We start from the raw sequence: 19,107 nt of genomic DNA, 5'->3' as shown, positions 1-19,107 counted from the left end.
AAACTGCTGGTGCAACGCCGCTCGGTGTTCTTCTGACCGCCCGGGTCGGCCGGCCGCGCAGTTCCCCGCGCCCCGGGGGCGCGAGAACTGCGCGGCCAGCCGACCGCGGTCCGCAGCCGAGACTCCGTCAGAACCCGGCTCAGCCCAGGCCGATGCCGATGGTCGGCAGCAGGCCGGGCACCAGCGGGGGCACGGTCACGCCGTTGCCGTCCGGACTCGCCGAGGCGCTCGCCGCCTTGGACTGACTGTCCGCGGTGGGCGTGGCGGACGGTGTGCTGCCGCCCAGCAGGCCGCCGGTCAGGTTCTGCACCAGGCCGCCGCTGCTGCCGGTGCCGGAGGTGGTGCCGCCCTGCGGGGTGGCACTGCTGCCGCCGGTGGAGCCGGTGCCCGAGGTGGTGGCGCCGCGCGGAGCGGTGCTGCTGCCCGCGGAGCCGCTGCTCCGGCCGCCGGGGTCGCCCCAGCGCCGGTTCCCGCACTCGGCTGCGCCGAGGCCGCACTGCCCCCGCCCTGGGGCGGGACGGGCTGCTGCAGCGGGGCGACGTCCTGGCTTATTCCGTCCAGCAGGCTCTGCACCCGCCCGGTGTACGGGGCGAGTTGGCCGTCCAGCTGCGGCTCGATCGCCCGCAGGTGCTGCTGCTGCGAGTCGGCGAACGCGGCCAGCTGCTGCAGCGGGGCCATGGTGTGGTCCTGCCGGTAGACCGCCTTCAGCAGGTCGCGGCCCTGGCTGCCCTCGCTGTTCATGTCGGTGAGGGCCCGGGAGACCTCGTCCGCGAGGTGCGGGCTGAGGGTCTCGCCGGCGCTGCGGTGCTCGATCAGCTGCTGGGCCTCGGACATCCGCTTGGACGCCTGGTCCAGCAGCAGCCGCCCGCGGGAGGCGTCCGATCCGGCGAAGTCCAGCTGCCAGTTCTCCAGGCCGCGCTTCATGCCGTAGAGGGAGTCCCCGGGCAGCGCGGAGGAGCTGGCCGCGGCGACCCCGCCCAGCGCGCCCACCGCGACCCCGGCGGCCAGGCCGCCGAAGGCCAGCCGGCGGCCCCAGCGGGTCCCCGGACGGAATCTGCGGGCGGCCTCGGTGGCACGGTGCGCGCCGCCCTTGCGCTGGCCCGGGACGGCGGCACCGCCGCCGTCGGCGAAGACCCGCTCGAACTCGGCCATCAGCAGGGCGCGCTGAGTCGACTTCACGGTCGGGTCGAGCACCGGCGGGGGAACGGCGCCGAGTGCCTCCACGGCCGCCAGTAGTTCGGTGAACTGACCCTCGCCGGCGGGCTCCTGGTGCGGGGCCCCGGTGGGGACCGCAGTGCCGGGGCGGTCCTCCACAGCGTCAGCGAAGGCTCTCGCCCTGCGGTGCTCAAGCACATTGGCTGTCATGGGCAGCACCTCCTCTCGTCGTTGTCGACAACTCGGCCGACCGGACGGTTGCGCAGTCGTGCCTGGGACCACCCCAAAGGGTGACGCAGGGATCCGTGGGCCCCGGAGTACTCCGCCGCGGCACCTGAAGGTCCTTGCACAGTGCGCAACGAGTGGAGGGGACGCTCGGTTACGCTTCCGCGATCATGGCTTGCGGTAACAGGGTGACGTTGCATCAAGGGGAGCGACTACCTCGCATCGCTCGGCAGCAGCCGGGCCAGGGTCCGTACGGCGCGGTACTGGAGGGTCTTGATCGCGCCCTCGTTCTTGTTCATGATCCGCGCGGTCTCCGCCACCGACAGCCCTTGCAGGAAGCGCAGCTTCACGCACTCCCGCTGCTGCGGGTTGAGCCGGTGCACCGCGTCCAGCAGCGCCGCGTTGGACAGCGACTCCAGCACCGAGTCCTCCGGGCTGCGCTCGCACTCGTTGGAGTCGAGCATCTCGCCGGTGGTCACCTCCAGCCGGAAGCGGCTGGACTTGAAGTGGTCGGCGACCAGGTTGCGGGCGATGGTGACCAGCCAGGCGCCGAAGTCCCGGCCCTGCCAGGTGAAGGTGCCGATGCGGCGCAGCGCGCGCAGGAAGGTCTCACTGGTGAGGTCCTCCGCGGTGGCCTTGCTGCCGACCCGGTAGTAGATGTAGCGGTAGACCGTGTCGGAGTAGTGGTCGTACAGCTGCCCGAAGGAATCGCTGTCGCCGTCCTGCGCCTTCTCCACCAGTCGCATGATCGGGTTGTCCGCGCTGGAGGGCGTGTCCTCCCGGTCCCAGCCGGCGTTCCTGGTACGGGAGGAGGCCGGGGAGGTGCGGGTGCGCAGCGCCACCGAGGTGCGCGGCGGCGGGGCCTGGCGGTAGGGCGGTCCTTCGGCACCGCCCACACCGGCGACGGAGAGGGCGGTCAGCGGTGCGAGGGCGGTGACGGGGTTGAGGGGGGACAGCTGCTCGCGTACCAGGGTGCGCAGCAGCTCCAGGCCGCCGGCGGTGCCGCCGGGGGCCAGGGAGGATGCAGGCGCGTCGTTCCGGACGTGTGGGTACACGGGACTCCCAGAGGCAGAACTGGCAGAACTGTTGGTGCAAAGCGGCAATGCGGCAGTGCGGGCCCGCTCGCCCAGCGTGGGACACATGGGCTCCGGCGTGCGTTTGACGAGGATAACGCTTCGTGCAACAACGGCTACACCGTGTTGCCGAAATTGCCGCTTCAGTCACTTCTGTTACAGCTTGATGACACAATGTGACCACAGTTGTCGAGCACAACTGCTAGATTTTTGTCCGATTTTGACCGGATCTCAGCGCAGGGCGAACGGAACCCGGTCGTTTCCCTGGGGAGACGTCAACCAACCCATGAATTTTCCAGCGTGCCAACCGATCAGAAGCGCTCAGCCGGCTGGAAGGCCCGTCGGTGCCGGGTGGGAGGCGCTCAGCGCTGCCGGTTGCGGTGCAGCGCCACGGCGGCGGCGGTCCCGCCGGCCGCCGCGCCGATGCCGACCGCGGCCGGGATGCCGATCCGGGCCGCCTTCCGGCCGGTGCGGAAGTCCCGGACCCGCCAGCCCTGTTCGCGGGCGTGTCGGCGCAGCTCGGCGTCGGGGTTGATCACGTAGGGGTGGCCGACCATTGACAGCATCGGGATGTCGTTGGCGGAGTCGCTGTACGCGGCGCAGTGCGACAGGTCCAGCCCCTCGCGGGCGGCCAGCGCCTTCACCGCCTCGGCCTTCGCCGGACCGTGCAGGGTCTCGCCGACCAGCCGTCCGGTGTAGATGCCGCCCAGGGCCTCGGCGACGGTGCCCAGCGCCCCGGTCATGCCGAGCCGGGCCGCGATCACCCGGGCCGCCTCCTGCGGCGCGGCGGTCACCAGCCACACCCGCTGGCCGGCCTCCAGGTGCATCCGCACCAGGGCGCGGGTGCCGGGCCAGATCTTCTCGGCGATGTACTCCTCGAAGATCTCCTCGCAGATCCGCTCCAGGTCTTCCACCCGGTGGCCCTGCACGATCGACAGCGCGCTCTCCTTGGCGTCCGCCATGTGGCCGGCGTGCTCGGCCCCGTGCAGCCGGAAGTACGCCTGCTGCCAGGCGAAGCGGAGCAGCTCGCGATGGCTGAAGAACTTGCGCTTGTAGAGGCCGCGGCCCAGGTAGAAGATGGCCGCGCCCTGGACGATGGTGTTGTCGCAGTCGAAGAAGGCGGCGCCGTGCGGGTCCTCTGCCGGGGCGGGTGCCGGGTGTTCCGGGCTCTCCGGCTCCGCTGTGGTGACCGCGGCGTCCGAGGCGCGGGCGGCTTCGGCCGCCTCCGCGGCGGCGGTACCCGCCAGCACGGTGGAGGAACGCTTCTCCTGTGGGAGCTTTCGCAGCCTGGCCATATGCACGAGCATAGCCAGCGGAGCGTTGCGGGCCGGTATCGACAGGGAGGCAGAATGGTGGGCGTGAGCCCTCTGCTGCGCCGTGAGCCCCGGAAGAGTCCCGCCGATCATCTGATCACCCTGATCGGCAAACCCGACTGCCATCTCTGCGAGGAGGCGCGGGCGGTGGTGCTGCGCCTCGCCGGGGAGCTGGGCTTCTCCTGGGAGGAGCTGGACATCAACGAGGACGCCGAGCTGTACCGGAAGTACTGGGAGCAGATCCCGGTGACCCTGATCGACGGCCGCCAGCACGACTTCTGGAAGGTCGACGAGACCCGGCTGCGCCGCGCGCTGGGGGTGTAGCGCCGGGCCACGACCGCTGCCGGGCCGTCGATGCCGCTTAGGGGATCCGAGGTGGTTGTGCTTACCATCTAGCGGTTTGCGCCGGGGGGCGAGAAGGCACTGCGGAGTTTGGTTCCCCGATCCCTAGGAGAGTGGCGGCATGGTGTGCGTGATGCGCGTCACTCACTGGGGACAAAACGGACACTATCTTTGTGCACACGTTCACAAACGCATAGCCTGTCGTTCGCAGCCCAGCTTGACGTACAGGAGCACCGTGGCAACTGGACGTTCCACCCCAGCCACTCCGTCATCGGGAAGCGCCCCCAGGCGCACCCGCGGACGGGGAATTCCGGATGCGACGGTCGCGCGGCTGCCGCTCTACCTGCGAGCCCTCACCGCGCTCTCCGAGCGGTCGGTTCCGACCGTCTCCTCCGAGGAGCTCGCCGCCGCGGCCGGGGTCAACTCGGCCAAGCTGCGCAAGGACTTCTCCTACCTCGGCTCGTACGGCACCCGCGGTGTCGGCTACGACGTCGAGTACCTGGTCTACCAGATCTCCCGTGAGCTGGGCCTGACCCAGGACTGGCCGGTCGTCATCGTCGGCATCGGGAACCTGGGCCACGCGCTGGCCAACTACGGGGGGTTCGCCTCCCGCGGGTTCCGGGTCGCCGCGCTGCTGGACGCCGATCCGGCGCTGGCCGGGCAGACCGCGGCCGGGCTGCCGGTGCGGCACATGGACGAGCTGGAGGAGATCATCCGGGCGGAGCACGTCTCCATCGGCGTGATCACCACCCCACCCGGCGCCGCCCAGCAGGTCTGCGACCGGCTGGTCGCGGCCGGGGTCACCAGCATCCTCAACTTCGCCCCCACGGTGCTCTCGGTGCCGGAGGGGGTGGATGTGCGCAAGGTCGATCTGTCGATAGAGCTGCAGATCCTGGCCTTCCACGAGCAGCGGAAGTCCGGTGAGGAAGCCGGCTTCGACGAGGAGCGGGTCCCGGACGGGCCTCCCGCAGTAGTGTCACGTGCCGGGGCCGGTGCGACCGGTGGGGCGAAGGCCGTCGCGGCGGCCGCCGCCCGCGCCGTCTCGCGACGGGCCCGGGGGAAGGCCGTCCCGCCCGCCGCCGGCGAGGCGGAGCGCGGCGAGGACGGCGAGCTGCCGGCGGTGATGCCGGCGTGAACGCCATGGATCAGTCGAAGAGCGAGGCAGCCGTATGAGCCTTCTGGTACTGGGCCTCAGCCATCGCACGGCTCCGGTCGGGCTGCTGGAGCGGGCCTCCCTCACCGGGGACGCCCCCCGGCGGCTGCTGCACGCCGCCGCAGCGGCGGCGCCGGTGGGCGAGGCCGCGCTGGTCGCGACCTGCAACCGGATCGAGCTCTACGCGGACGTGGACAAGTTCCACGCCGGGGTCGCCGACCTCTCGGTGCTGCTGGCCGAGCACAGCGGGGTCGACCTGGAGGAGCTCACCACGCACCTCTACGTCCACTACGAGGACCGCGCCGTGCACCATCTGTTCTCGGTGGCGTGCGGGCTGGACTCGATGGTGGTCGGCGAGGGGCAGATCCTCGGGCAGCTGCGGGACGCGCTGTCGCTGGCGCAGGAGCAGCACACCGCGGGCCGCGGCCTCAACGAGCTGTTCCAGCAGGCGCTGCGGGTCGGCAAGCGGGCGCACAGCGAGACCGACATCGACAAGGCCGGCCAGTCCCTGGTCACCTTCGGCCTGGACCGGATCGCCGAGGTGTCCGGGCCGGTCGCGGGTCTGCGCGCGCTGGTGGTCGGCGCGGGCTCGATGAGCTCGCTGGCGGCGGCGACGCTGGCCCGCGCGGGCGTCACCGAACTGGTCATCGCCAATCGCACGCACGACCGGGCCGAGCGGCTGGCGGCCACGCTGGGTGCCCGCACCGTCGCCTTCAGCGAGGTCCCGGCCGCGATGGCCGAGGCCGACCTGGTGGTCTCCTGCACCGGGGCGGCCGGCATCGTCCTCGGCGCCGAGGACATCGCGGCCGCCGTCGCCGAGCGCGCCGGAACCACTCCGCTCGCTCTTCTGGACCTGGCACTGCCCCGGGACGTCGCCGCCGACGCGCACCGGCTCGCCGGTGTCCACCTGGTGGACCTGGAGACCATGGCCGAGGCCGCGCAGAGCAGTGCGGCCGGCGCCGTGGACGTGGACGCGGTCCGCCGGATCGTCGGCGCCGAGGTCGACGCCTTCGGCGCGGCCCAGCGCGCGGCGGCGATCACACCCACCGTGGTGGCGCTGCGGGCGATGGCCTCCGAGGTGGTCGGCTCCGAACTGGAGCGGCTGGACGGCCGGCTGCCCGAGCTCGACGACCGGGCCCGGGCCGAGATCGCCCAGGCCGTGCGGCGGGTCGTCGACAAGCTGCTGCACTCGCCGACGGTGCGGGTCAAGCAGCTCGCCGGGGAGCCCGGCGGAGCCTCCTACGCCGAGGCGCTGCGTGAGCTGTTCGACCTCGACCCGGCCGCGGTCCAGGCCGTCGCCGGCACCCCGGCCCGGCTGCCGCTGCAGGCGGCCGTGGGCGGTGAGTCGGCATGACGGAACGTCAGCAGCAGGGCGGCGCACGCCCGTCGGCCCCAGCTGGGAACACGTCCGGAGTCCTGCCCAGCACGCTAGCAGTGACCTCCGAACACACCCTCGGCGGGGGTACCGCCGGAACCGAACGCAACGAGCACGACCGGGACGACCATGTCATGAGTGCCCCATCCACTACCGCAACCGAGGCCGCCGCGGCCGAAGGACCGCCGCTGCGCCTCGGCACCCGCCGCAGCGCGCTGGCGACGGCCCAGTCGGGCATCGTGGCCGAAGCGGTGGCCCGAGCCACCGGACGCCGGGTGGAGCTGGTGGAGATCAGCACCTTGGGCGACACCTCGCGTGAGCTGCTGGCGCAGATCGGCGGCACCGGCGTGTTCGTCTCCGCGCTCCGCGACGCGCTGCTCGACGGTGCCATCGACTTCGCCGTCCACTCGCTGAAGGACCTGCCGACCGCCGCCCCGGAAGGCCTGGTGCTGGCCGCCGTGCCGCTGCGCGAGGACCCCAGGGACGCGCTGGTCGCCCGGGACGGCCTCACCCTGGACGAGCTGGCCGCCAAGTGCGCCGACGCCCCGGTCCGGATCGGCACCGGCTCCCCGCGCCGGACGGCCCAGCTCAACGCCTGGGCCGCGGCCGTCGGCGCCCCGGTCGAGACCGTGGCGATCCGCGGCAATGTCGACACCCGGATCGGCTACGTCCACTCCGGGAAGCTCGACGCCGTCGTCCTCGCCGCCGCCGGGCTGAACCGGCTCGGACGGCTCGGCGAGGCCACCCAGATCCTCGACAGCACGCTGATGCTGCCGGCCCCGGGACAGGGGGCGCTGGCGATCGAATGCCGCGCCGACCGCCCGGAGTTGGCCACCGCACTGGCCGTGCTGGACGACGCGCCCACCCGGGCCGCCGTCGCGGCCGAGCGTGCGCTGCTGGCCGCGCTGGAGGCGGGCTGTTCCGCCCCGGTCGGAGCCCTGGCCGAGGTGCAGCGTGGCACCGCCGGCGCGGCCGGGGCCGAATCCGCCGACGAGCTGCTCCTCCGGGCGCTGGTCGGCACAGTTGACGGCTCGTCCGTCGTGCAGTTGTCCGTTACCGGCGCCTTCGGGCCCTCGGTGGCGTCCGAGCAGACAGCGGCGGCCCTGGGCCGCGAGCTGGCGGCCCGGATGCTCGCCGAGGGCGCGGCCGGCCTGATGGGGGAGCGAGCCCTGTGAGCCCCACTCCGAATGCAGCAGTCCAGGCGGGTCGGCGCCCGGCCGGCCAGATCACCTTCCTCGGTGCGGGTCCGGGAGACCCGGGCCTGCTGACGCTGCGCGCCGTCGAGGTGCTGGCGGCGGCCGACGTCCTGGTCACCGACCCGCTCACGGCCGCGGCGGTGCGGACGCACTGCCCGGACGGGGTGGAACTGCACGACGCGCTGCCGGGGGCGGACGGCTTCGACCTCCCCGAGGGCGGGCCGCTGGCGCGGCTGTTCCCGGTGGTGCAGGCGGGCAAGCACGTGGTGCGCACCGTGGACGGCGACCCGGGCCTGGACGGCCGCGCCGCCGAGGAGATGCTGGCCTGCGCGCAGGCGGGCATCCCGTTCCAGGTGGTGCCCGGGGTGGCCCAGTCGGTGGGCGTCCCCGCCTACGCGGGGGTGCCGCTGCGCGGCGCCGCGGCCGGCGCCGACGTGCGCTTCGTGGACGCCTCGCACTGCCAGCCCGAGGCCTACGACTGGTCCAACCTCGGCGGCTGCGACGCCACCCTGGTGGTCCGGACCCGGTTGAACGCGCTGCCGGGATCCGCCACCGCGCTGGTCGCCTCGGGCCGCAAGCCGGACACCCCGGTCTCGGTGACCCTGGAGGGTACCACCACCCGGCAGCGCACCTACATCGCCACGCTGGCCACGCTGGCCGCCGAGCTGAAGGCGGCGCGGGTACTGCCCTCGCCGGTGTCGGCGCCGGTGGACCCGGTCAGCAGCGTCATAGCCGTGGTCGGCGAGCAGGTGAAGAGCCGGGCCACGCTGTCCTGGTTCGAGACCAAGCCGCTGTTCGGTTGGAACGTGCTCGTCCCGCGCACCAAGGACCAGGCCGGGGCGCTCTCGGAGCAGCTGCGGTCCTACGGCGCGGTGCCGTCGGAGGTGCCGACCATCGCGGTCGAGCCGCCGCGCACCCCGCAGCAGATGGAGCGGGCCATCAAGGGCCTGGTGACCGGCCGTTACGAGTGGATCGCGTTCACCTCGGTCAACGCGGTCAAGGCGGTCCGGGAGAAGTTCGAGGAGTACGGGCTGGACGCCCGCGCCTTCGCCGGCATCAAGGTCGCCGCGGTCGGCGAGACCACCTCGCAGGCCCTGGTCGACTTCGGCGTCAAGCCGGACCTGGTCCCCAGCGGGGAGCAGTCCGCGGCCGGACTGCTGGAGGACTGGCCGGTCTACGACCCGGTGTTCGACCCGATCGACCGGGTGCTGCTGCCACGGGCCGACATCGCCACCGAGACGCTGGTCGCCGGCCTGGTCGAACTGGGCTGGGAGGTCGACGATGTGACGGCCTATCGAACCGTGCGGGCGTCGCCCCCGCCGGCCGAGACCCGGGAGGCCATCAAGGGCGGCGGGTTCGACGCGGTGATCTTCACCTCGTCCTCGACGGTGCGGAACCTGGTCGGCATCGCCGGCAAGCCGCACAACGTGACCGTGATCGCCTGCATCGGCCCGGCGACGGCCAAGACCGCGGAGGAGCACGGGCTCCGGGTCGACGTCCTGGCGCCGGCCCCCTCGGTCGCCGCACTCGCCGAAGCCCTGGCGGACTTCGGCGCCGCGCGCCGCGACGCGGCCATGCAGGCCGGCGAACAGGTCTACCGGCCCTCGGAAAGGCGCCCCGGCTCCCGCCGCAAGGCCCGTTAGCCTGTTGTGAAGGGGGCGCGGGACTTCTCGCATGGGACCAAGCCGTTACTACTTGGGGGCGGGGGCGCGCGGGGAACTGCGCTGCCAACCATGCACCTCCGTACAGGGCTGGTCGCGCAGTCCCCGCGCCCCTCAAGTGGTGCAGCTACTTCTAGGAGTGAGTGATGGGCGTTCAGATTCCGGTGGTTCGGCCCCGGCGGCTGCGGACGACTCCCGCCGTGCGGCGACTGGTCGCCGAGACGCGGCTGCATCCGGCGGAGCTGATCCTGCCGTTGTTCGTGCGCGAGGGCATCACCTCGCCGGTGCCGATCAGCTCGATGCCCGGCATCGTCCAGCACACCAGGGACACCTTGCGCAAGGCCGCAGTGGAGGCGGCGGAGGCCGGCCTCGGCGGCCTGATGCTGTTCGGCATTCCCGCGGTTCAGGACGCGGTCGGGTCCGAGGGGACCAACCCGGAGGGCATCCTCCAGCAGGCCATCAGGGATGTCGTCGCCGAGGTCGGCGACCAGCTCGTGATCATGTCCGACCTGTGCCTGGACGAGTACACCGACCACGGCCACTGCGGGGTCCTCGCCGAGGACGGCTCGGTGGACAACGACGCCACCCTCGTGCGCTACGCCGAAATGGCCGTGGTGCAGGCCGACGCCGGCGTCCACATGGTCGGCCCCTCCGGGATGATGGACGGTCAGATCGCGGTGGTGCGCGAGGCGCTGGACCAGGCCGGGCACCAGGACGTGGCCGTGCTGGCCTACACCGCCAAGTACGCCTCGGCCTTCTTCGGGCCGTTCCGGGAGGCCGTCGGCTCCTCGCTCAGGGGGGACCGCAGGAGCTACCAGCAGGACCCGGCCAACGCCCGTGAGGCGCTGCGTGAGCTGGAGTTGGACCTGGCCGAGGGCGCGGACCTGGTGATGGTCAAGCCGGCCATGGCGTACCTCGACATCCTGCGGCAGGTCGCCGACGTGAGCCCGGTGCCGGTGGCCGCCTACCAGGTGTCCGGCGAGTACGCGATGGTCGAGGCCGCGGCCGCCAACGGCTGGATCGACCGGGAGCGGGCGATCATGGAGACGCTGACCTCGATCCGCCGGGCCGGGGCCGACCAGGTGCTCACCTACTGGGCCGTCGAGGCCGCCCGGATGCTGCGCGGCTGACCGGGCTGCGCGGCCGACCCGGGCTGCGCGGGCCGACCCGGCGGGCCCGGCAAGGCCCCGGACGACGGAGGTCGGCCGGGGCGGACGATGCTTCGCCCGCCCCGGCCGACCGGGACCCCTACGCCGATCCTTCGTGGACCGGTCTCAGCCGATCAGGTGCGAGAGCGCGGCGTCGCCGTCGCTCTGGCTGGCCTGGCCGACGTTGCAGATCTGGTGCTGCTGCTGGTTCAGGACCGGGACGTCGACCTGGACCGGGATGAGGCCGACCTGGACGTGGTGGACCTCGGGCAGGCAGATGTTCGGGTTGTCCAGGGTGTGGAAGTTGGGGCTGTGGTCGCCCATGGTGCCGGTGACGTTGGTGCCGCCGGCGCCCTGCACGGCGGTGGCGGAGCCGTCCGAGTTGCCCAGAGCCGCGGCCGGGGACATCGCCATGGCGGTTGCGGAGAGAACGAGACCAGCGGTCGCGAGGGTCTTCTTCAGCACGGTGTTACTCCTTCGAGTGGGGTAGCGGGTGTGAGGGGGTGGGTGGAGCGCGTCAGCCGACGAGGTGAGAGACCGGCGCGTCGCCGTCGCTCTGGGTGCCCTGGCCGACGTTGCAGGTCTGGTGGGCCTGCTGGTTCAGGACCGGGACGTCGACCTGGACCGGGATGAGGCCGACCTGGACGTGGTGGACCTCGGGCAGGCAGATGTTCGGGTTGTCCAGGAAGTGGAAGTTGGGGCTGTGGTCGCCCCAGGTGCCGGTGACGTTGGTGCCGCCGGCACCCTGCATCGCGGTGGCGGTGCCGTCCGAGTCGCCGATGGCGGCAGCGGAACCGGTGGCCATCGCGAGGGCGGCCACGGCGAAGCCGGCGGTGCCGAGGGTCTTCTTGAGCATGGTGGTTCTCCTGAGTACGGGCGGGTCTGCGGTTCGGTCAGCCGATGAGGTGCGACGCGGGACCGTCGCCGACGCTCTGGGTGCCCTGGCCGATGTTGCAGGTCTGGTGCGACTGCTGGTTGGCGACCGGCACGTCGACCTGGACCGGGATGAGGCCGACCTGGACGTGGTGGATCTCCGGCAGGCAGATGTTCGGGTTGTCCAGGAAGTGGAAGTTGGGGCTGTGGTCGCCCCAGGTGCCGGTGACGTTGGTGCCGCCGGCGCCCTGCATCGCGGCGGCGGAGCCGTCCGAGTCACCGATGGCGGAGGCGGGGCCGGCGGTCGAGGCGATGGCGGCGGCGGCGATACCCGCGGCAGCGAGGGCCTTCTTCAGCATGAGAGATTCCTTCGTTTCGGTGAGTCTGAGTACGAACAGGAGCATGCGCGGTCAACCCGCTGCGAACGGATTCAGTCGCATGGGCGGTGTGCGCGAGAACCAGATCGATATCCGACCCGGAGCCAGGGTGCGGACCGCTGAACCGGCACTGGCCGACACTGTGCAAGCCCCGCTGAGCACGGGCTCACCAGGGGTAACGACGCGGCCTCCGAGTGGTTACCTTCTGTGTCGCACCGTTCTTGGATTCACCCGTTCCGCGCATTGCCGGGAGGTTTTGCTGCGGCATACAGGTGACTCGGGGCCGTGTCTTGTTTCCTCGCTCGTTGGTTCAGGGTGCGGAACGGTCCCGGAGAATAAGGAAGAGAGATAAGAATGAAATTCAGCCCACGCGTGTCGGTGGTGGCCCTGCTGGCGGTCGCCGGTGTGGCCGGCGGCGCCCAGGTCGCCTCGGCGACTGCCATGACGCCCGAGCAGGCCGGGGCGGCGGAGGCGGCGGCAGCGGGGACCCGGGTCCCGTTCGACGTTCCGCTCGGGTCCGGACTGGCCCCGCTGACCGGCGCGACCACGTCCACCGCGGTCCAGGGCTCGCTGCCGGGCCTGCCGGTCCAGAGCCCGGCCCAGGGCGCGCGGGACGAGCACGCGCTGCTGCCGCAGCCGCTGGTGCCCGCGCTCCAGGCCGCGGACCAGACCCCGGACCTGCACCTGCTGGCCCCCGCGCTGGCCGGCAACGGGAGCGTCAAGCCGAACGGCGTCGACGTGTCGCTGCCCAAGGCGCCGCTCAAGGCGGTCGGCTCGGCGGCCTCGCTGGGATCGCCGCTGACCTGGTCCGGCAGCGTGCCCAAGCCGGGCACCGTGCCGGCCGACACCCCCAGGGAGCAGCTCGACCTCACCAAGCTGCAGCCGCAGTTGACCAGCCCTCAGCTGGTGAGCGACCCGGAGGCGTTCCTCTCGCTGGACCAGCGCGCCACCCAGCGCCCGATGGGCCGTACCGTGGGCGACTTCCTGGCCACCGCGAAGGCGACCGCGCAGGAGCTCTCGAACGGATAGCCGACCGGACACGCGGAAGGGCCCGACATCCCACCCCGGGATGTCGGGCCCTTCCGTGCGTGTCCGTCAGCCCGTTCGTGTCCGTCAGCCGGGGAGCAGGCCGGCGGCCGTCCCGACGACCGGCAGGGCGCCCACGCCGCCACCGTGGCTGAGCGAGTCGGTGAGCAGGGTGGTGGAGACCGGCTGGTCCTTGGGGCCGTCGGGCTCCAGCGCGACCGCGTTGGACAGCGGGTCGGCGGAGGACTGCGCCAACGGGTCCAGCCGCAGCACCTTGACCGGTGAGACGGCGTACCCGGTCGCGCCGGTGAGGCCGCCCAGGGCGGGCCCCACCTGCGGTTTCTGCAGCGCCATGCTGGGCTCGGCGGCGCCCCTCCCGGCCGCCGAGCAGATCGTGGGCTGGACGGCCATGGCGCCCAGGACCAGGGTGGTCCCGGTCGCCAGGGCGAGGATCCGTGCAACTGCCATGGGGAAGGCTCCGATTCCGTGGGTCCGGTTCCGTGCGGCGCAGGCAGCGGTGCCCCCCCGAGGCGTTCCATTCGGGGGGGCACGGTCAGCTGCCGGGGTGAACTCTCAGCAGTTGTCGGGCGCGTTGACGCAGGTGTTGCCGAACGCCGGGTTCAGCACACCGATCACGTCGACGGAGTCGCCGCAGACGTTGACCGGGACGTGGACCGGAACCTGGATCAGGTTGCCGGACAGCACACCCGGGGAGTTGGAGGCGGCACCGGTCGCGGTGGCGTCCGCCGAGGCGGCGCCGGCACCGACGAGCACGGTTCCGAGGGCGGCCACCGAGATGACGGCGGCCTTCTTGAAGTTGCGCATCTTCTTCTTCCTGAGCGAGATGGACTGCGTCAGCTGTTGACGCAGGTGTTGCCGAACGCCGGGTTCAGCAGGCCGATCACGTCGACGGTGACACCGCAGACGTTGACCGGGACGTGGACCGGAACCTGGATCAGGTTGCCGGAGAGGAAGCCGGGGGAGTTGGAGGCGGTGCCGATGGCGCCGGCGTCGGCGGCCGCGACACCGGCACCCGACAGGGCCAGGCCGACAGCGGCGGCGGAGAGGGCCACGGTCTTCATCACGTTGCGCATCGAGAATCCTTTGTGTTCTGCCGTCCTGTGCGGATCGGACAACGTGCGAACGAGTACGGAGCCGCTGTGGATGCGCGAAATCCGGCACAACCACTCTTGTAGCGCACAGAACGCCTGCTTCTTCCGGGTGAATTGTGTTCCGCCGCCGAAACCGTCGCACGCGCCTGCGCGTTCCGCCATATGTTCCGTTTTCTGTACGGCCCGGCCGATGCAGACCGATTGATGGAGTAGCAATGAAGAACGCTGTCAAGGGCGCCCTGGTCACCGTCGCCGCCGCCGGTGCCATCACGGGCGGCGCGGGCGCCGCTTTCGCCAGCTCGCACTCGGCCGGTGACGCTGCCTGCTCCCCGGGTGCCGGTTCCGGCAACAACGTCCAGGTTCCGGTCCACGTGCCGGTCAATGTCTCGGGTGTCAGCGCCAACGTGATCGGCCTGCTCAACCCGGCCTTCGGCAACGGCGCGACCAACGCGGGCTGACTCCCGGCCGGCCCGGGTCGGGCAAGCGGCCGTCCGCTCCCGGAGCGGTCGGCCGCTGTGCTGCGCGGGGCGACTCCGGACAGGGCCTAGCCGACGAGGTCGTTCACCCGGCCGACGGCGTCCGCGCCGTCGGTCACCGTGCCCTGGACATCGCCGACCTTCCGGCCCAGCTGGTCGCCGACGGCTCCGGCGGCGAGCGGCAGGGCCCGCAGCGCGGCGGCTCCGGCGGCCTTTCCGGCCGCCCCGGTGATGGTGCCGGCCGGCACGGAGGAGTCGAGGGCCGATGCGCTCGGGGCCGCGGCCGCCATGATCGACGCGGCTGCGGCGGTGATGAGGAGAAGTCTGTGCTTGGTCATGTGCTGCTTAACGCGCGAAGGCCGTCCCGGTCACCGGCAATTCCCCCGGAATGCCCAACTGCTGGCGATTCGCCTTTGTCGGTGAGTTGTCCCGGCGTAGAGTGGCGGCGATATCCGGTGGAGTGGCCGAGTGGTTAGGCTGCGGCATGCAACGCCGTACAGACAGGTTCGAATCCTGTCTCCACCTCGGAACACGGAAACGGGCCCGCCGCGGAATGCGGCGGGCCCGTTTCCGGACCGTCAGTTGCAGTCGTCGCCGTTGTCGCCGTGCTCGCTGTGCTCGCCGTTCTCGTCGTTCCCGAAGAAGTGGTGGCCCCAGTGGCCGGCGTGCCACGAGTGCTCGTTCTCGCCGTTCTCACCGGAGCCGTTGACGCAGGTGTTGCCGAAGGCCGGGTTGGCCAGGCCGATGACATTCACCGAGTTGCCACAGAGGTTGATCGGAACATCGATCGGGATCTGGACCACATTGCCGGACAGGACGCCCGGGGAGTTGTTGGCGGCACCGTAGGCGTTGCTGTCGGCGCTGGCGACGCCGGCGGCCCCGAACAGCAGGGCGCCGGAGGCGCCGAGGACCAGTGCGGCCTTGCGAATCGAACCCATGGGATCTCCTTCAGTGTGATGGAACATCCGGGGTGGATTCCCTTTCGGTGCCCACCCGCGGGTGTTGTCTCCTACAGGTGATACTTCGGCGCTGTCAGCCCGACCGGCGGGTGCGACACGGCGTATTCATACGTACGGTCCAATGGCACGGAAATGGCGAGAGGCGGGCCTTTCCGTGAGGGAGGCCCGCCTCTCGCCGGTCGGCCGACGCTGTGATCAGCCGATGTTGTGGCAGGTGTTGCCGAAGGCCGGGTTCAGGGCGCCGATGACATCGACGGTGTCGCCGCAGACGTTCACCGGCACGTGCACGGGCACGGCGATGTTGTTGCCCGAGAGGACGCCGGGGGAGTTGGTCGCGGCACCGGCGGCGGTGCTGCTGGCCGAGGCGGCGCCCGCACCAGCGGCGATCATGCTGACGGCGGCGGCGGCGACGAACATGGTGCGCTTGGCGTTCATGTGCGTAGGTCCTTTCTCGTAATGAGCGTGGTTGACACGAAGTCCTTGAGAGAACGTCAGTCGGAACAACGCGCGGAGGGCCCGGGCGCAACGGTCGTTTCGCCCCTTCACCCGAACGCGTGCCTTCGCAGAGCCGGATGACCGAAGCCGCCGCGTGTACGGGGGCCTGTTCGGGTGCCGACCGTTTCCTGTTGTTCCCGAGGTCGTTGAACACCCGGCCGATTGTCGGAATGTAGCCGATCAGCAGGAGTGGGGACAACCATGAGCAAATCCCAGAAGGGGCGCAGGCACCGCACGGTCGACCGCACGCCACGCCCGGTCGGCACCGCCGTCCGCCGCCCGGCAGGGTCGACCCCGGTGGCGCCCGATGCGGTGGCGTCGACCCCGGAGGTGCCGGATGCGGTGGCCCCGGTCGAGGTGGCGCCGGTCCCGGTGGCCCCTGCCGTGTCGGCGGAGGAGGCGGTCGGAGCGCTGTTCCAGACGGCGGTCAGGGACGGCGGCCTCGGGCTCCCGGCGGCGCGCACCTGGCGGCACCTGCTGGAGTCCGACTCCGCCGGCGCCACCGTCGAGGAGATCAGCGCGGTGGTCGGCTACCAGCCGCAGACCATCGGCAGGCACGTCAACGGCCTGCTGAAGTACGGAATGGTGCGCGAGAGCGGGGGCCGCTGGTACCCGACCGGCAGGAGCCAGTGGAACGCGGCGGCGCAGCACGGCCCGGCCGCCCCGGCCCTCACCGGGGCCCGCTGAGGGCGGTCCGGGACCGGGGACCATACTGGCGGGATGCGATACCCACGGAAACCCCTCCGCAGCCCTCTGCCCGGCGCCGCGGCGCCGGCCGCCGCGCTGGCGGCGGGCCTGCTGCTGGCCGGCTGCTCGGCCAGTGGGGCGGACGGGGTCCAACGGGCGGCGCCGGACTCGGCGCAGACAACGCTGAGCACCGGTCCGGACGGGGTGTCCTACAGCGTCCAGGCGCGCAATGTGGACCTGGCGCTGACCGGTGCGACGCTGCGGCTGGACCCGGCGTCGGGGAAGGCGAGCCTGCAGTTCACGGTGGACAACAAGGGTCCGGTCACCGAGCACCTGGGGCTGGTGACCGTGGACGGCGGACAGGCCCGGTTGAACGGCGGCCCCGCCGCCGAGGGGCTGCTGTCCACCGCCGGGATCCGGCTGGACTCCGGGCAGAGCCTGGTCTTCGGCGCGCCCACGGATGTGAAGGACCCCTCGATCGTGCTGCCGCCGACCGCGACGGCAGCGGTCAGGACGGCGGAGGCCAAGGCCGGGGGCACCGTGCCGGTGATGCTGATGTTCGGCATCGCCGGCACGGTGCACCTCGACGTTCCGGTGCGGTCCTGACCTCTGCTTCTTCCGGCCCGGCCGGCTGATCCCGGCCCGAACCGCCGACCGGTCGGCTAACCGACCGTCAGGTCGTCCGCGTAGACGTTGCCCTGGGCGTACCAGCCGTGGACGTAGACGGTGACGGTGCCGCTGGCGCCGGTGGTGAACGGCACCGACAGCTTGGTCCAGCCGGTGCCGCTGGCCCAGGTGCTGGCGGTGGCTCCGCCGCTGACGCCGAGGTAGGCGTAGCTGCCCTGGACCCAGCCGCTCAGCGTGTAGCTGTGGTTGGCGGCGAGGGTCAGCGTCTGGCTGCACTGCCCGGTCTGCGAGGAGGTCGGCGCGACCTGGAGGGCGTGGCTGCCGCCGTGGACCGGGGTGCCGACCACCGCGCCGCCGGGCTGGCAGGTCCAGGGGCTCAGGCTGCCGGTCTCGAAGTTCCCGTTCACCAGCGAACCGGAGCCCCCGCCGCCACCGGTGCCGGTGACCGTGAGCGAGTAGGTCGCGGTGTGGCTGCCGGAGGCCGCGCTGCCGGTGACCGTGATCGGGTAGGTGCCCGCGGGCGCCGTGGCCGAGGCGGTCAGGGTGAGGGTGGCCGAGCCGCCCGCGGTGACCGAACCCGGGCTGACGGCGGCGGTGACGCCGCTCGGGGCCCCGCTGGTGCTGAGGCTGACCGACTGGGCGCTGCCTGAGGTGACGGCGGTGCTCACCGTCACCGTGGTGGAGGCCCCTTCGGCGACCGTGCCCGAACCCGGTGCCACGCCGACCGAGAAGTCATTGCTGGGGTTGGTGCTGCCGCCGCCGGTGAACGGCTCCAGAGCATGGCTGAAGTCCCAGGTGCCCTGGGCGATGCCGGAGCAGGAGTCGGAGCCCTTGGTTCCGACGCAGCCGCCGTTGTCCCGCTGCAGCGCCCAGAACGACAGTTCGGCCAGGCCCTTGCCGGCGGCCCAGCCCTCCACGGCCCTGGCGTCGGCCACGGTGGTGGTCTCGGCCGCGCCGTAGTCGTCGATGCCGGGCATCAGGGTGATCCCGATCATGTTCCACAGCTGGGCGGCGGTCTTGGACGGGTAGAGCGTGGCGAGCTGGTTGTAGAGGCCGGTCGCGGCGCTCTCGGCGTCATTGCCCATCTCGTGCGTGGCGCCGTCGTAGTAGTCGAAGGTCATGATGTTGGCGACGTCCACGCGGGCATTGTTCTGGACCGCGTTCTGCAGCACGGCGAGGCCGCTGGGGGCCAGGCCGCCGGTGGTCGTCGGCAGGGTGTAGGAGAACTGGACGTTCCGCCCGTTGCTCGCGGCCCAGGCGTCGACCCGGGCGATCGCCTTGTTCCTGCGGTCGATCCCGGCGCTGTTGGTCAGCGAGTTGTCCTCGGTGTCCAGGTCGATCCGGGTGACGTTGTAGGTGGTGATGACACTCTCGTAGGCCGCGGCGATCGCGTTGACGTCGGTGCAGCTGTCGGCGATCTCGGTGCCGGTGTCGTCGGCGGTGTATCCGCCGAAGGACGGGACCACATTGCCGCCCTTGGCCTGGATGGCGGCGATGTCGCTGCCGAAGTTGGCGGCGGCGATGGGCGTGCTGCTGACGCCGTTCCAGTCCGGGGTGCAGGAGCCCTGGCTGGCGGTCTGGATGAAGGCCATCGACAGGTAGTCGGCGCCGGACTGGCTCGACAGCGAGGTGATGCTGTCGCCGTTGTACGCCTCGAAGTAGGGCGAGAAGACATGCGCCGGGAGTGGGGTCCCGGTCGCCGCGTGCGCCGTGCCGACCCCTCCCGCCAGCGCGGTCGTCGCCGCGGCGGCAGCGGCGACCAGGCCGGTGAGGACCGAGCGGAGCGGGGTGGACGGTGATGTCGTGCGTCTCATGCGGGCTCTCCTGTGGGGGT

General features: G+C 71.9%; 24 protein-coding genes and 1 tRNA gene. 11 read left to right on the top strand and 14 right to left on the bottom strand.

Going from position 1 to position 19,107, the window contains the following annotated elements:
- Nucleotides 1-139: 139 nt before the first annotated feature.
- From TR46_RS42160 to TR46_RS08830, 4 genes are all read right to left on the bottom strand, one after another.
- Entirely contained in the window at nucleotides 140-310 is a 171-nt protein-coding gene (locus TR46_RS42160; protein WP_161790103.1) for a hypothetical protein, read from the bottom strand.
- Complete coding sequence (locus tag TR46_RS42155) at nucleotides 298-1,365, bottom strand: DUF5667 domain-containing protein (protein WP_161790102.1); 1,068 nt, start codon at nucleotides 1,363-1,365, stop codon at nucleotides 298-300. The genes TR46_RS42160 and TR46_RS42155 overlap by 13 nt, the downstream gene beginning before the upstream one ends.
- Nucleotides 1,366-1,592: 227 nt before the next feature.
- Nucleotides 1,593-2,435: an ECF subfamily RNA polymerase sigma factor, BldN family gene (locus TR46_RS08835; protein WP_236655257.1), complete on the bottom strand. Its 843-nt coding sequence runs from the start codon at nucleotides 2,433-2,435 to the stop codon at nucleotides 1,593-1,595.
- A gap of 380 nt (nucleotides 2,436-2,815) precedes the next feature.
- Complete coding sequence (locus tag TR46_RS08830; protein WP_084718155.1) at nucleotides 2,816-3,748, bottom strand: HAD family hydrolase; 933 nt, start codon at nucleotides 3,746-3,748, stop codon at nucleotides 2,816-2,818.
- 63 nt (nucleotides 3,749-3,811) lie between these two features.
- Here TR46_RS08830 and TR46_RS08825 point away from each other — a divergent pair, with 63 nt between their 5' ends.
- The 6 genes from TR46_RS08825 to hemB all read left to right on the top strand — a co-directional run bounded on the left by TR46_RS08825 (nucleotide 3,812) and on the right by hemB (nucleotide 10,623).
- Nucleotides 3,812-4,090 (top strand): glutaredoxin family protein, encoded by a 279-nt coding sequence (locus tag TR46_RS08825; protein ID WP_042396540.1) that lies wholly within the window; start codon nucleotides 3,812-3,814, stop codon nucleotides 4,088-4,090.
- A 253-nt stretch (nucleotides 4,091-4,343) separates the two neighbouring features.
- Nucleotides 4,344-5,243: a redox-sensing transcriptional repressor Rex gene (locus tag TR46_RS08820; RefSeq protein WP_042396400.1), complete on the top strand. Its 900-nt coding sequence runs from the start codon at nucleotides 4,344-4,346 to the stop codon at nucleotides 5,241-5,243.
- 34 nt (nucleotides 5,244-5,277) lie between these two features.
- Nucleotides 5,278-6,615: a glutamyl-tRNA reductase gene (locus tag TR46_RS08815; protein WP_042396399.1), complete on the top strand. Its 1,338-nt coding sequence runs from the start codon at nucleotides 5,278-5,280 to the stop codon at nucleotides 6,613-6,615.
- 155 nt (nucleotides 6,616-6,770) lie between these two features.
- Nucleotides 6,771-7,811 (top strand): hydroxymethylbilane synthase, encoded by a 1,041-nt coding sequence (gene hemC / locus TR46_RS08810; RefSeq protein WP_042396537.1) that lies wholly within the window; start codon nucleotides 6,771-6,773, stop codon nucleotides 7,809-7,811.
- Nucleotides 7,808-9,475: a bifunctional uroporphyrinogen-III C-methyltransferase/uroporphyrinogen-III synthase gene (locus TR46_RS08805; RefSeq protein WP_042396397.1), complete on the top strand. Its 1,668-nt coding sequence runs from the start codon at nucleotides 7,808-7,810 to the stop codon at nucleotides 9,473-9,475. Before hemC ends, TR46_RS08805 begins: the two co-directional genes overlap by 4 nt.
- Nucleotides 9,476-9,639: 164 nt before the next feature.
- Complete coding sequence (gene hemB, locus TR46_RS08800; RefSeq protein WP_042396393.1) at nucleotides 9,640-10,623, top strand: porphobilinogen synthase; 984 nt, start codon at nucleotides 9,640-9,642, stop codon at nucleotides 10,621-10,623.
- 144 nt (nucleotides 10,624-10,767) lie between these two features.
- Here the strand turns inward: hemB and TR46_RS08795 are convergent, their stop codons facing one another.
- From TR46_RS08795 to TR46_RS40795, 3 genes are read right to left on the bottom strand one after another with little or no spacing between them, the layout of a single operon-like run.
- Entirely contained in the window at nucleotides 10,768-11,106 is a 339-nt protein-coding gene (locus TR46_RS08795) for a hypothetical protein (RefSeq protein ID WP_042396391.1), read from the bottom strand.
- 52 nt (nucleotides 11,107-11,158) lie between these two features.
- Entirely contained in the window at nucleotides 11,159-11,497 is a 339-nt protein-coding gene (locus TR46_RS08790; RefSeq protein WP_042396388.1) for a hypothetical protein, read from the bottom strand.
- Between the two features lie 37 nt (nucleotides 11,498-11,534).
- Nucleotides 11,535-11,873 carry a hypothetical protein gene (locus TR46_RS40795; protein WP_042396385.1) on the bottom strand — a complete coding sequence of 113 codons (339 nt, stop codon included), beginning with the start codon at nucleotides 11,871-11,873 and terminating at the stop codon, nucleotides 11,535-11,537.
- Between the two features lie 372 nt (nucleotides 11,874-12,245).
- Here TR46_RS40795 and TR46_RS08780 point away from each other — a divergent pair, with 372 nt between their 5' ends.
- Complete coding sequence (locus TR46_RS08780) at nucleotides 12,246-12,920, top strand: hypothetical protein (protein WP_152626359.1); 675 nt, start codon at nucleotides 12,246-12,248, stop codon at nucleotides 12,918-12,920.
- Between the two features lie 84 nt (nucleotides 12,921-13,004).
- Here the strand turns inward: TR46_RS08780 and TR46_RS08775 are convergent, their stop codons facing one another.
- From TR46_RS08775 to TR46_RS08765, 3 genes are all read right to left on the bottom strand, one after another.
- On the bottom strand, nucleotides 13,005-13,385 hold the full coding sequence (locus TR46_RS08775; protein WP_052432639.1) for a hypothetical protein: 381 nt from the start codon (nucleotides 13,383-13,385) through the stop codon (nucleotides 13,005-13,007).
- Between the two features lie 105 nt (nucleotides 13,386-13,490).
- Complete coding sequence (locus TR46_RS08770; protein WP_042396379.1) at nucleotides 13,491-13,742, bottom strand: chaplin; 252 nt, start codon at nucleotides 13,740-13,742, stop codon at nucleotides 13,491-13,493.
- A 29-nt stretch (nucleotides 13,743-13,771) separates the two neighbouring features.
- The gene (locus tag TR46_RS08765) at nucleotides 13,772-14,011 is read right to left on the bottom strand and encodes a chaplin (protein WP_042396376.1); all 240 of its coding nucleotides are present in this window, start codon (nucleotides 14,009-14,011) and stop codon (nucleotides 13,772-13,774) included.
- Between the two features lie 233 nt (nucleotides 14,012-14,244).
- Between TR46_RS08765 and TR46_RS08760 the strand changes: the two genes are divergently transcribed.
- Nucleotides 14,245-14,487 carry a chaplin gene (locus TR46_RS08760; RefSeq protein ID WP_042396374.1) on the top strand — a complete coding sequence of 81 codons (243 nt, stop codon included), beginning with the start codon at nucleotides 14,245-14,247 and terminating at the stop codon, nucleotides 14,485-14,487.
- Between the two features lie 86 nt (nucleotides 14,488-14,573).
- On the opposite strand, the gene TR46_RS08755 is transcribed toward TR46_RS08760, so the two are convergent.
- Nucleotides 14,574-14,843, bottom strand: a complete 270-nt coding sequence (locus TR46_RS08755) for a hypothetical protein (protein WP_042396372.1) — start codon at nucleotides 14,841-14,843, stop codon at nucleotides 14,574-14,576.
- 116 nt (nucleotides 14,844-14,959) lie between these two features.
- Between TR46_RS08755 and TR46_RS08750 the strand changes: the two genes are divergently transcribed.
- Nucleotides 14,960-15,030, top strand: a tRNA-Cys gene (locus TR46_RS08750).
- A gap of 53 nt (nucleotides 15,031-15,083) precedes the next feature.
- On the opposite strand, the gene TR46_RS08745 is transcribed toward TR46_RS08750, so the two are convergent.
- Together TR46_RS08745 and TR46_RS08740 are read right to left on the bottom strand one after the other, a co-directional pair.
- Nucleotides 15,084-15,443, bottom strand: a complete 360-nt coding sequence (locus tag TR46_RS08745; protein ID WP_042396370.1) for a chaplin — start codon at nucleotides 15,441-15,443, stop codon at nucleotides 15,084-15,086.
- 216 nt (nucleotides 15,444-15,659) lie between these two features.
- Nucleotides 15,660-15,899 carry a chaplin gene (locus tag TR46_RS08740; protein ID WP_042396368.1) on the bottom strand — a complete coding sequence of 80 codons (240 nt, stop codon included), beginning with the start codon at nucleotides 15,897-15,899 and terminating at the stop codon, nucleotides 15,660-15,662.
- A 261-nt stretch (nucleotides 15,900-16,160) separates the two neighbouring features.
- On the opposite strand from TR46_RS08740, the gene TR46_RS40790 reads away from it, so the two are divergent.
- On the top strand, nucleotides 16,161-16,646 hold the full coding sequence (locus tag TR46_RS40790) for a hypothetical protein (protein WP_152626358.1): 486 nt from the start codon (nucleotides 16,161-16,163) through the stop codon (nucleotides 16,644-16,646).
- Nucleotides 16,647-16,679: 33 nt separating this feature from the next.
- The gene (locus TR46_RS08730) at nucleotides 16,680-17,252 is read left to right on the top strand and encodes a hypothetical protein (RefSeq protein WP_042396365.1); all 573 of its coding nucleotides are present in this window, start codon (nucleotides 16,680-16,682) and stop codon (nucleotides 17,250-17,252) included.
- Between the two features lie 56 nt (nucleotides 17,253-17,308).
- Here the strand turns inward: TR46_RS08730 and TR46_RS08725 are convergent, their stop codons facing one another.
- Complete coding sequence (locus TR46_RS08725; RefSeq protein ID WP_042396363.1) at nucleotides 17,309-19,087, bottom strand: carbohydrate binding domain-containing protein; 1,779 nt, start codon at nucleotides 19,085-19,087, stop codon at nucleotides 17,309-17,311.
- Nucleotides 19,088-19,107 lie beyond the last annotated feature (20 nt).

Source organism: Streptacidiphilus carbonis, assembly GCF_000787775.1.
Lineage (GTDB): Bacteria > Actinomycetota > Actinomycetes > Streptomycetales > Streptomycetaceae > Streptacidiphilus > Streptacidiphilus carbonis.
Note: the sequence above shows the minus strand (reverse complement) of the source record. Positions and strands in the feature narration are given on the sequence as shown.

Coding starts and splice junctions, on each gene's coding strand:
- hemB (WP_042396393.1), top strand. CDS start 9,640: ATGGGCGTTCAGATTCCGGTGGTTCGGCCCCGGCGGCTGCGGACGACT.
- TR46_RS08790 (WP_042396388.1), bottom strand. CDS start 11,497: ATGCTCAAGAAGACCCTCGGCACCGCCGGCTTCGCCGTGGCCGCCCTC.
- TR46_RS08725 (WP_042396363.1), bottom strand. CDS start 19,087: ATGAGACGCACGACATCACCGTCCACCCCGCTCCGCTCGGTCCTCACC.
- TR46_RS08830 (WP_084718155.1), bottom strand. CDS start 3,748: ATGGCCAGGCTGCGAAAGCTCCCACAGGAGAAGCGTTCCTCCACCGTG.
- TR46_RS08765 (WP_042396376.1), bottom strand. CDS start 14,011: ATGCGCAACGTGATGAAGACCGTGGCCCTCTCCGCCGCCGCTGTCGGC.
- TR46_RS08740 (WP_042396368.1), bottom strand. CDS start 15,899: ATGAACGCCAAGCGCACCATGTTCGTCGCCGCCGCCGCCGTCAGCATG.
- TR46_RS08755 (WP_042396372.1), bottom strand. CDS start 14,843: ATGACCAAGCACAGACTTCTCCTCATCACCGCCGCAGCCGCGTCGATC.
- TR46_RS08745 (WP_042396370.1), bottom strand. CDS start 15,443: ATGGGTTCGATTCGCAAGGCCGCACTGGTCCTCGGCGCCTCCGGCGCC.
- TR46_RS08780 (WP_152626359.1), top strand. CDS start 12,246: ATGAAATTCAGCCCACGCGTGTCGGTGGTGGCCCTGCTGGCGGTCGCC.
- TR46_RS42155 (WP_161790102.1), bottom strand. CDS start 1,365: ATGACAGCCAATGTGCTTGAGCACCGCAGGGCGAGAGCCTTCGCTGAC.
- TR46_RS08730 (WP_042396365.1), top strand. CDS start 16,680: ATGCGATACCCACGGAAACCCCTCCGCAGCCCTCTGCCCGGCGCCGCG.
- TR46_RS08775 (WP_052432639.1), bottom strand. CDS start 13,385: ATGGCAGTTGCACGGATCCTCGCCCTGGCGACCGGGACCACCCTGGTC.
- TR46_RS08760 (WP_042396374.1), top strand. CDS start 14,245: ATGAAGAACGCTGTCAAGGGCGCCCTGGTCACCGTCGCCGCCGCCGGT.
- TR46_RS40790 (WP_152626358.1), top strand. CDS start 16,161: ATGAGCAAATCCCAGAAGGGGCGCAGGCACCGCACGGTCGACCGCACG.
- TR46_RS08815 (WP_042396399.1), top strand. CDS start 5,278: ATGAGCCTTCTGGTACTGGGCCTCAGCCATCGCACGGCTCCGGTCGGG.
- TR46_RS40795 (WP_042396385.1), bottom strand. CDS start 11,873: ATGCTGAAGAAGGCCCTCGCTGCCGCGGGTATCGCCGCCGCCGCCATC.
- TR46_RS08770 (WP_042396379.1), bottom strand. CDS start 13,742: ATGCGCAACTTCAAGAAGGCCGCCGTCATCTCGGTGGCCGCCCTCGGA.
- hemC (WP_042396537.1), top strand. CDS start 6,771: ATGAGTGCCCCATCCACTACCGCAACCGAGGCCGCCGCGGCCGAAGGA.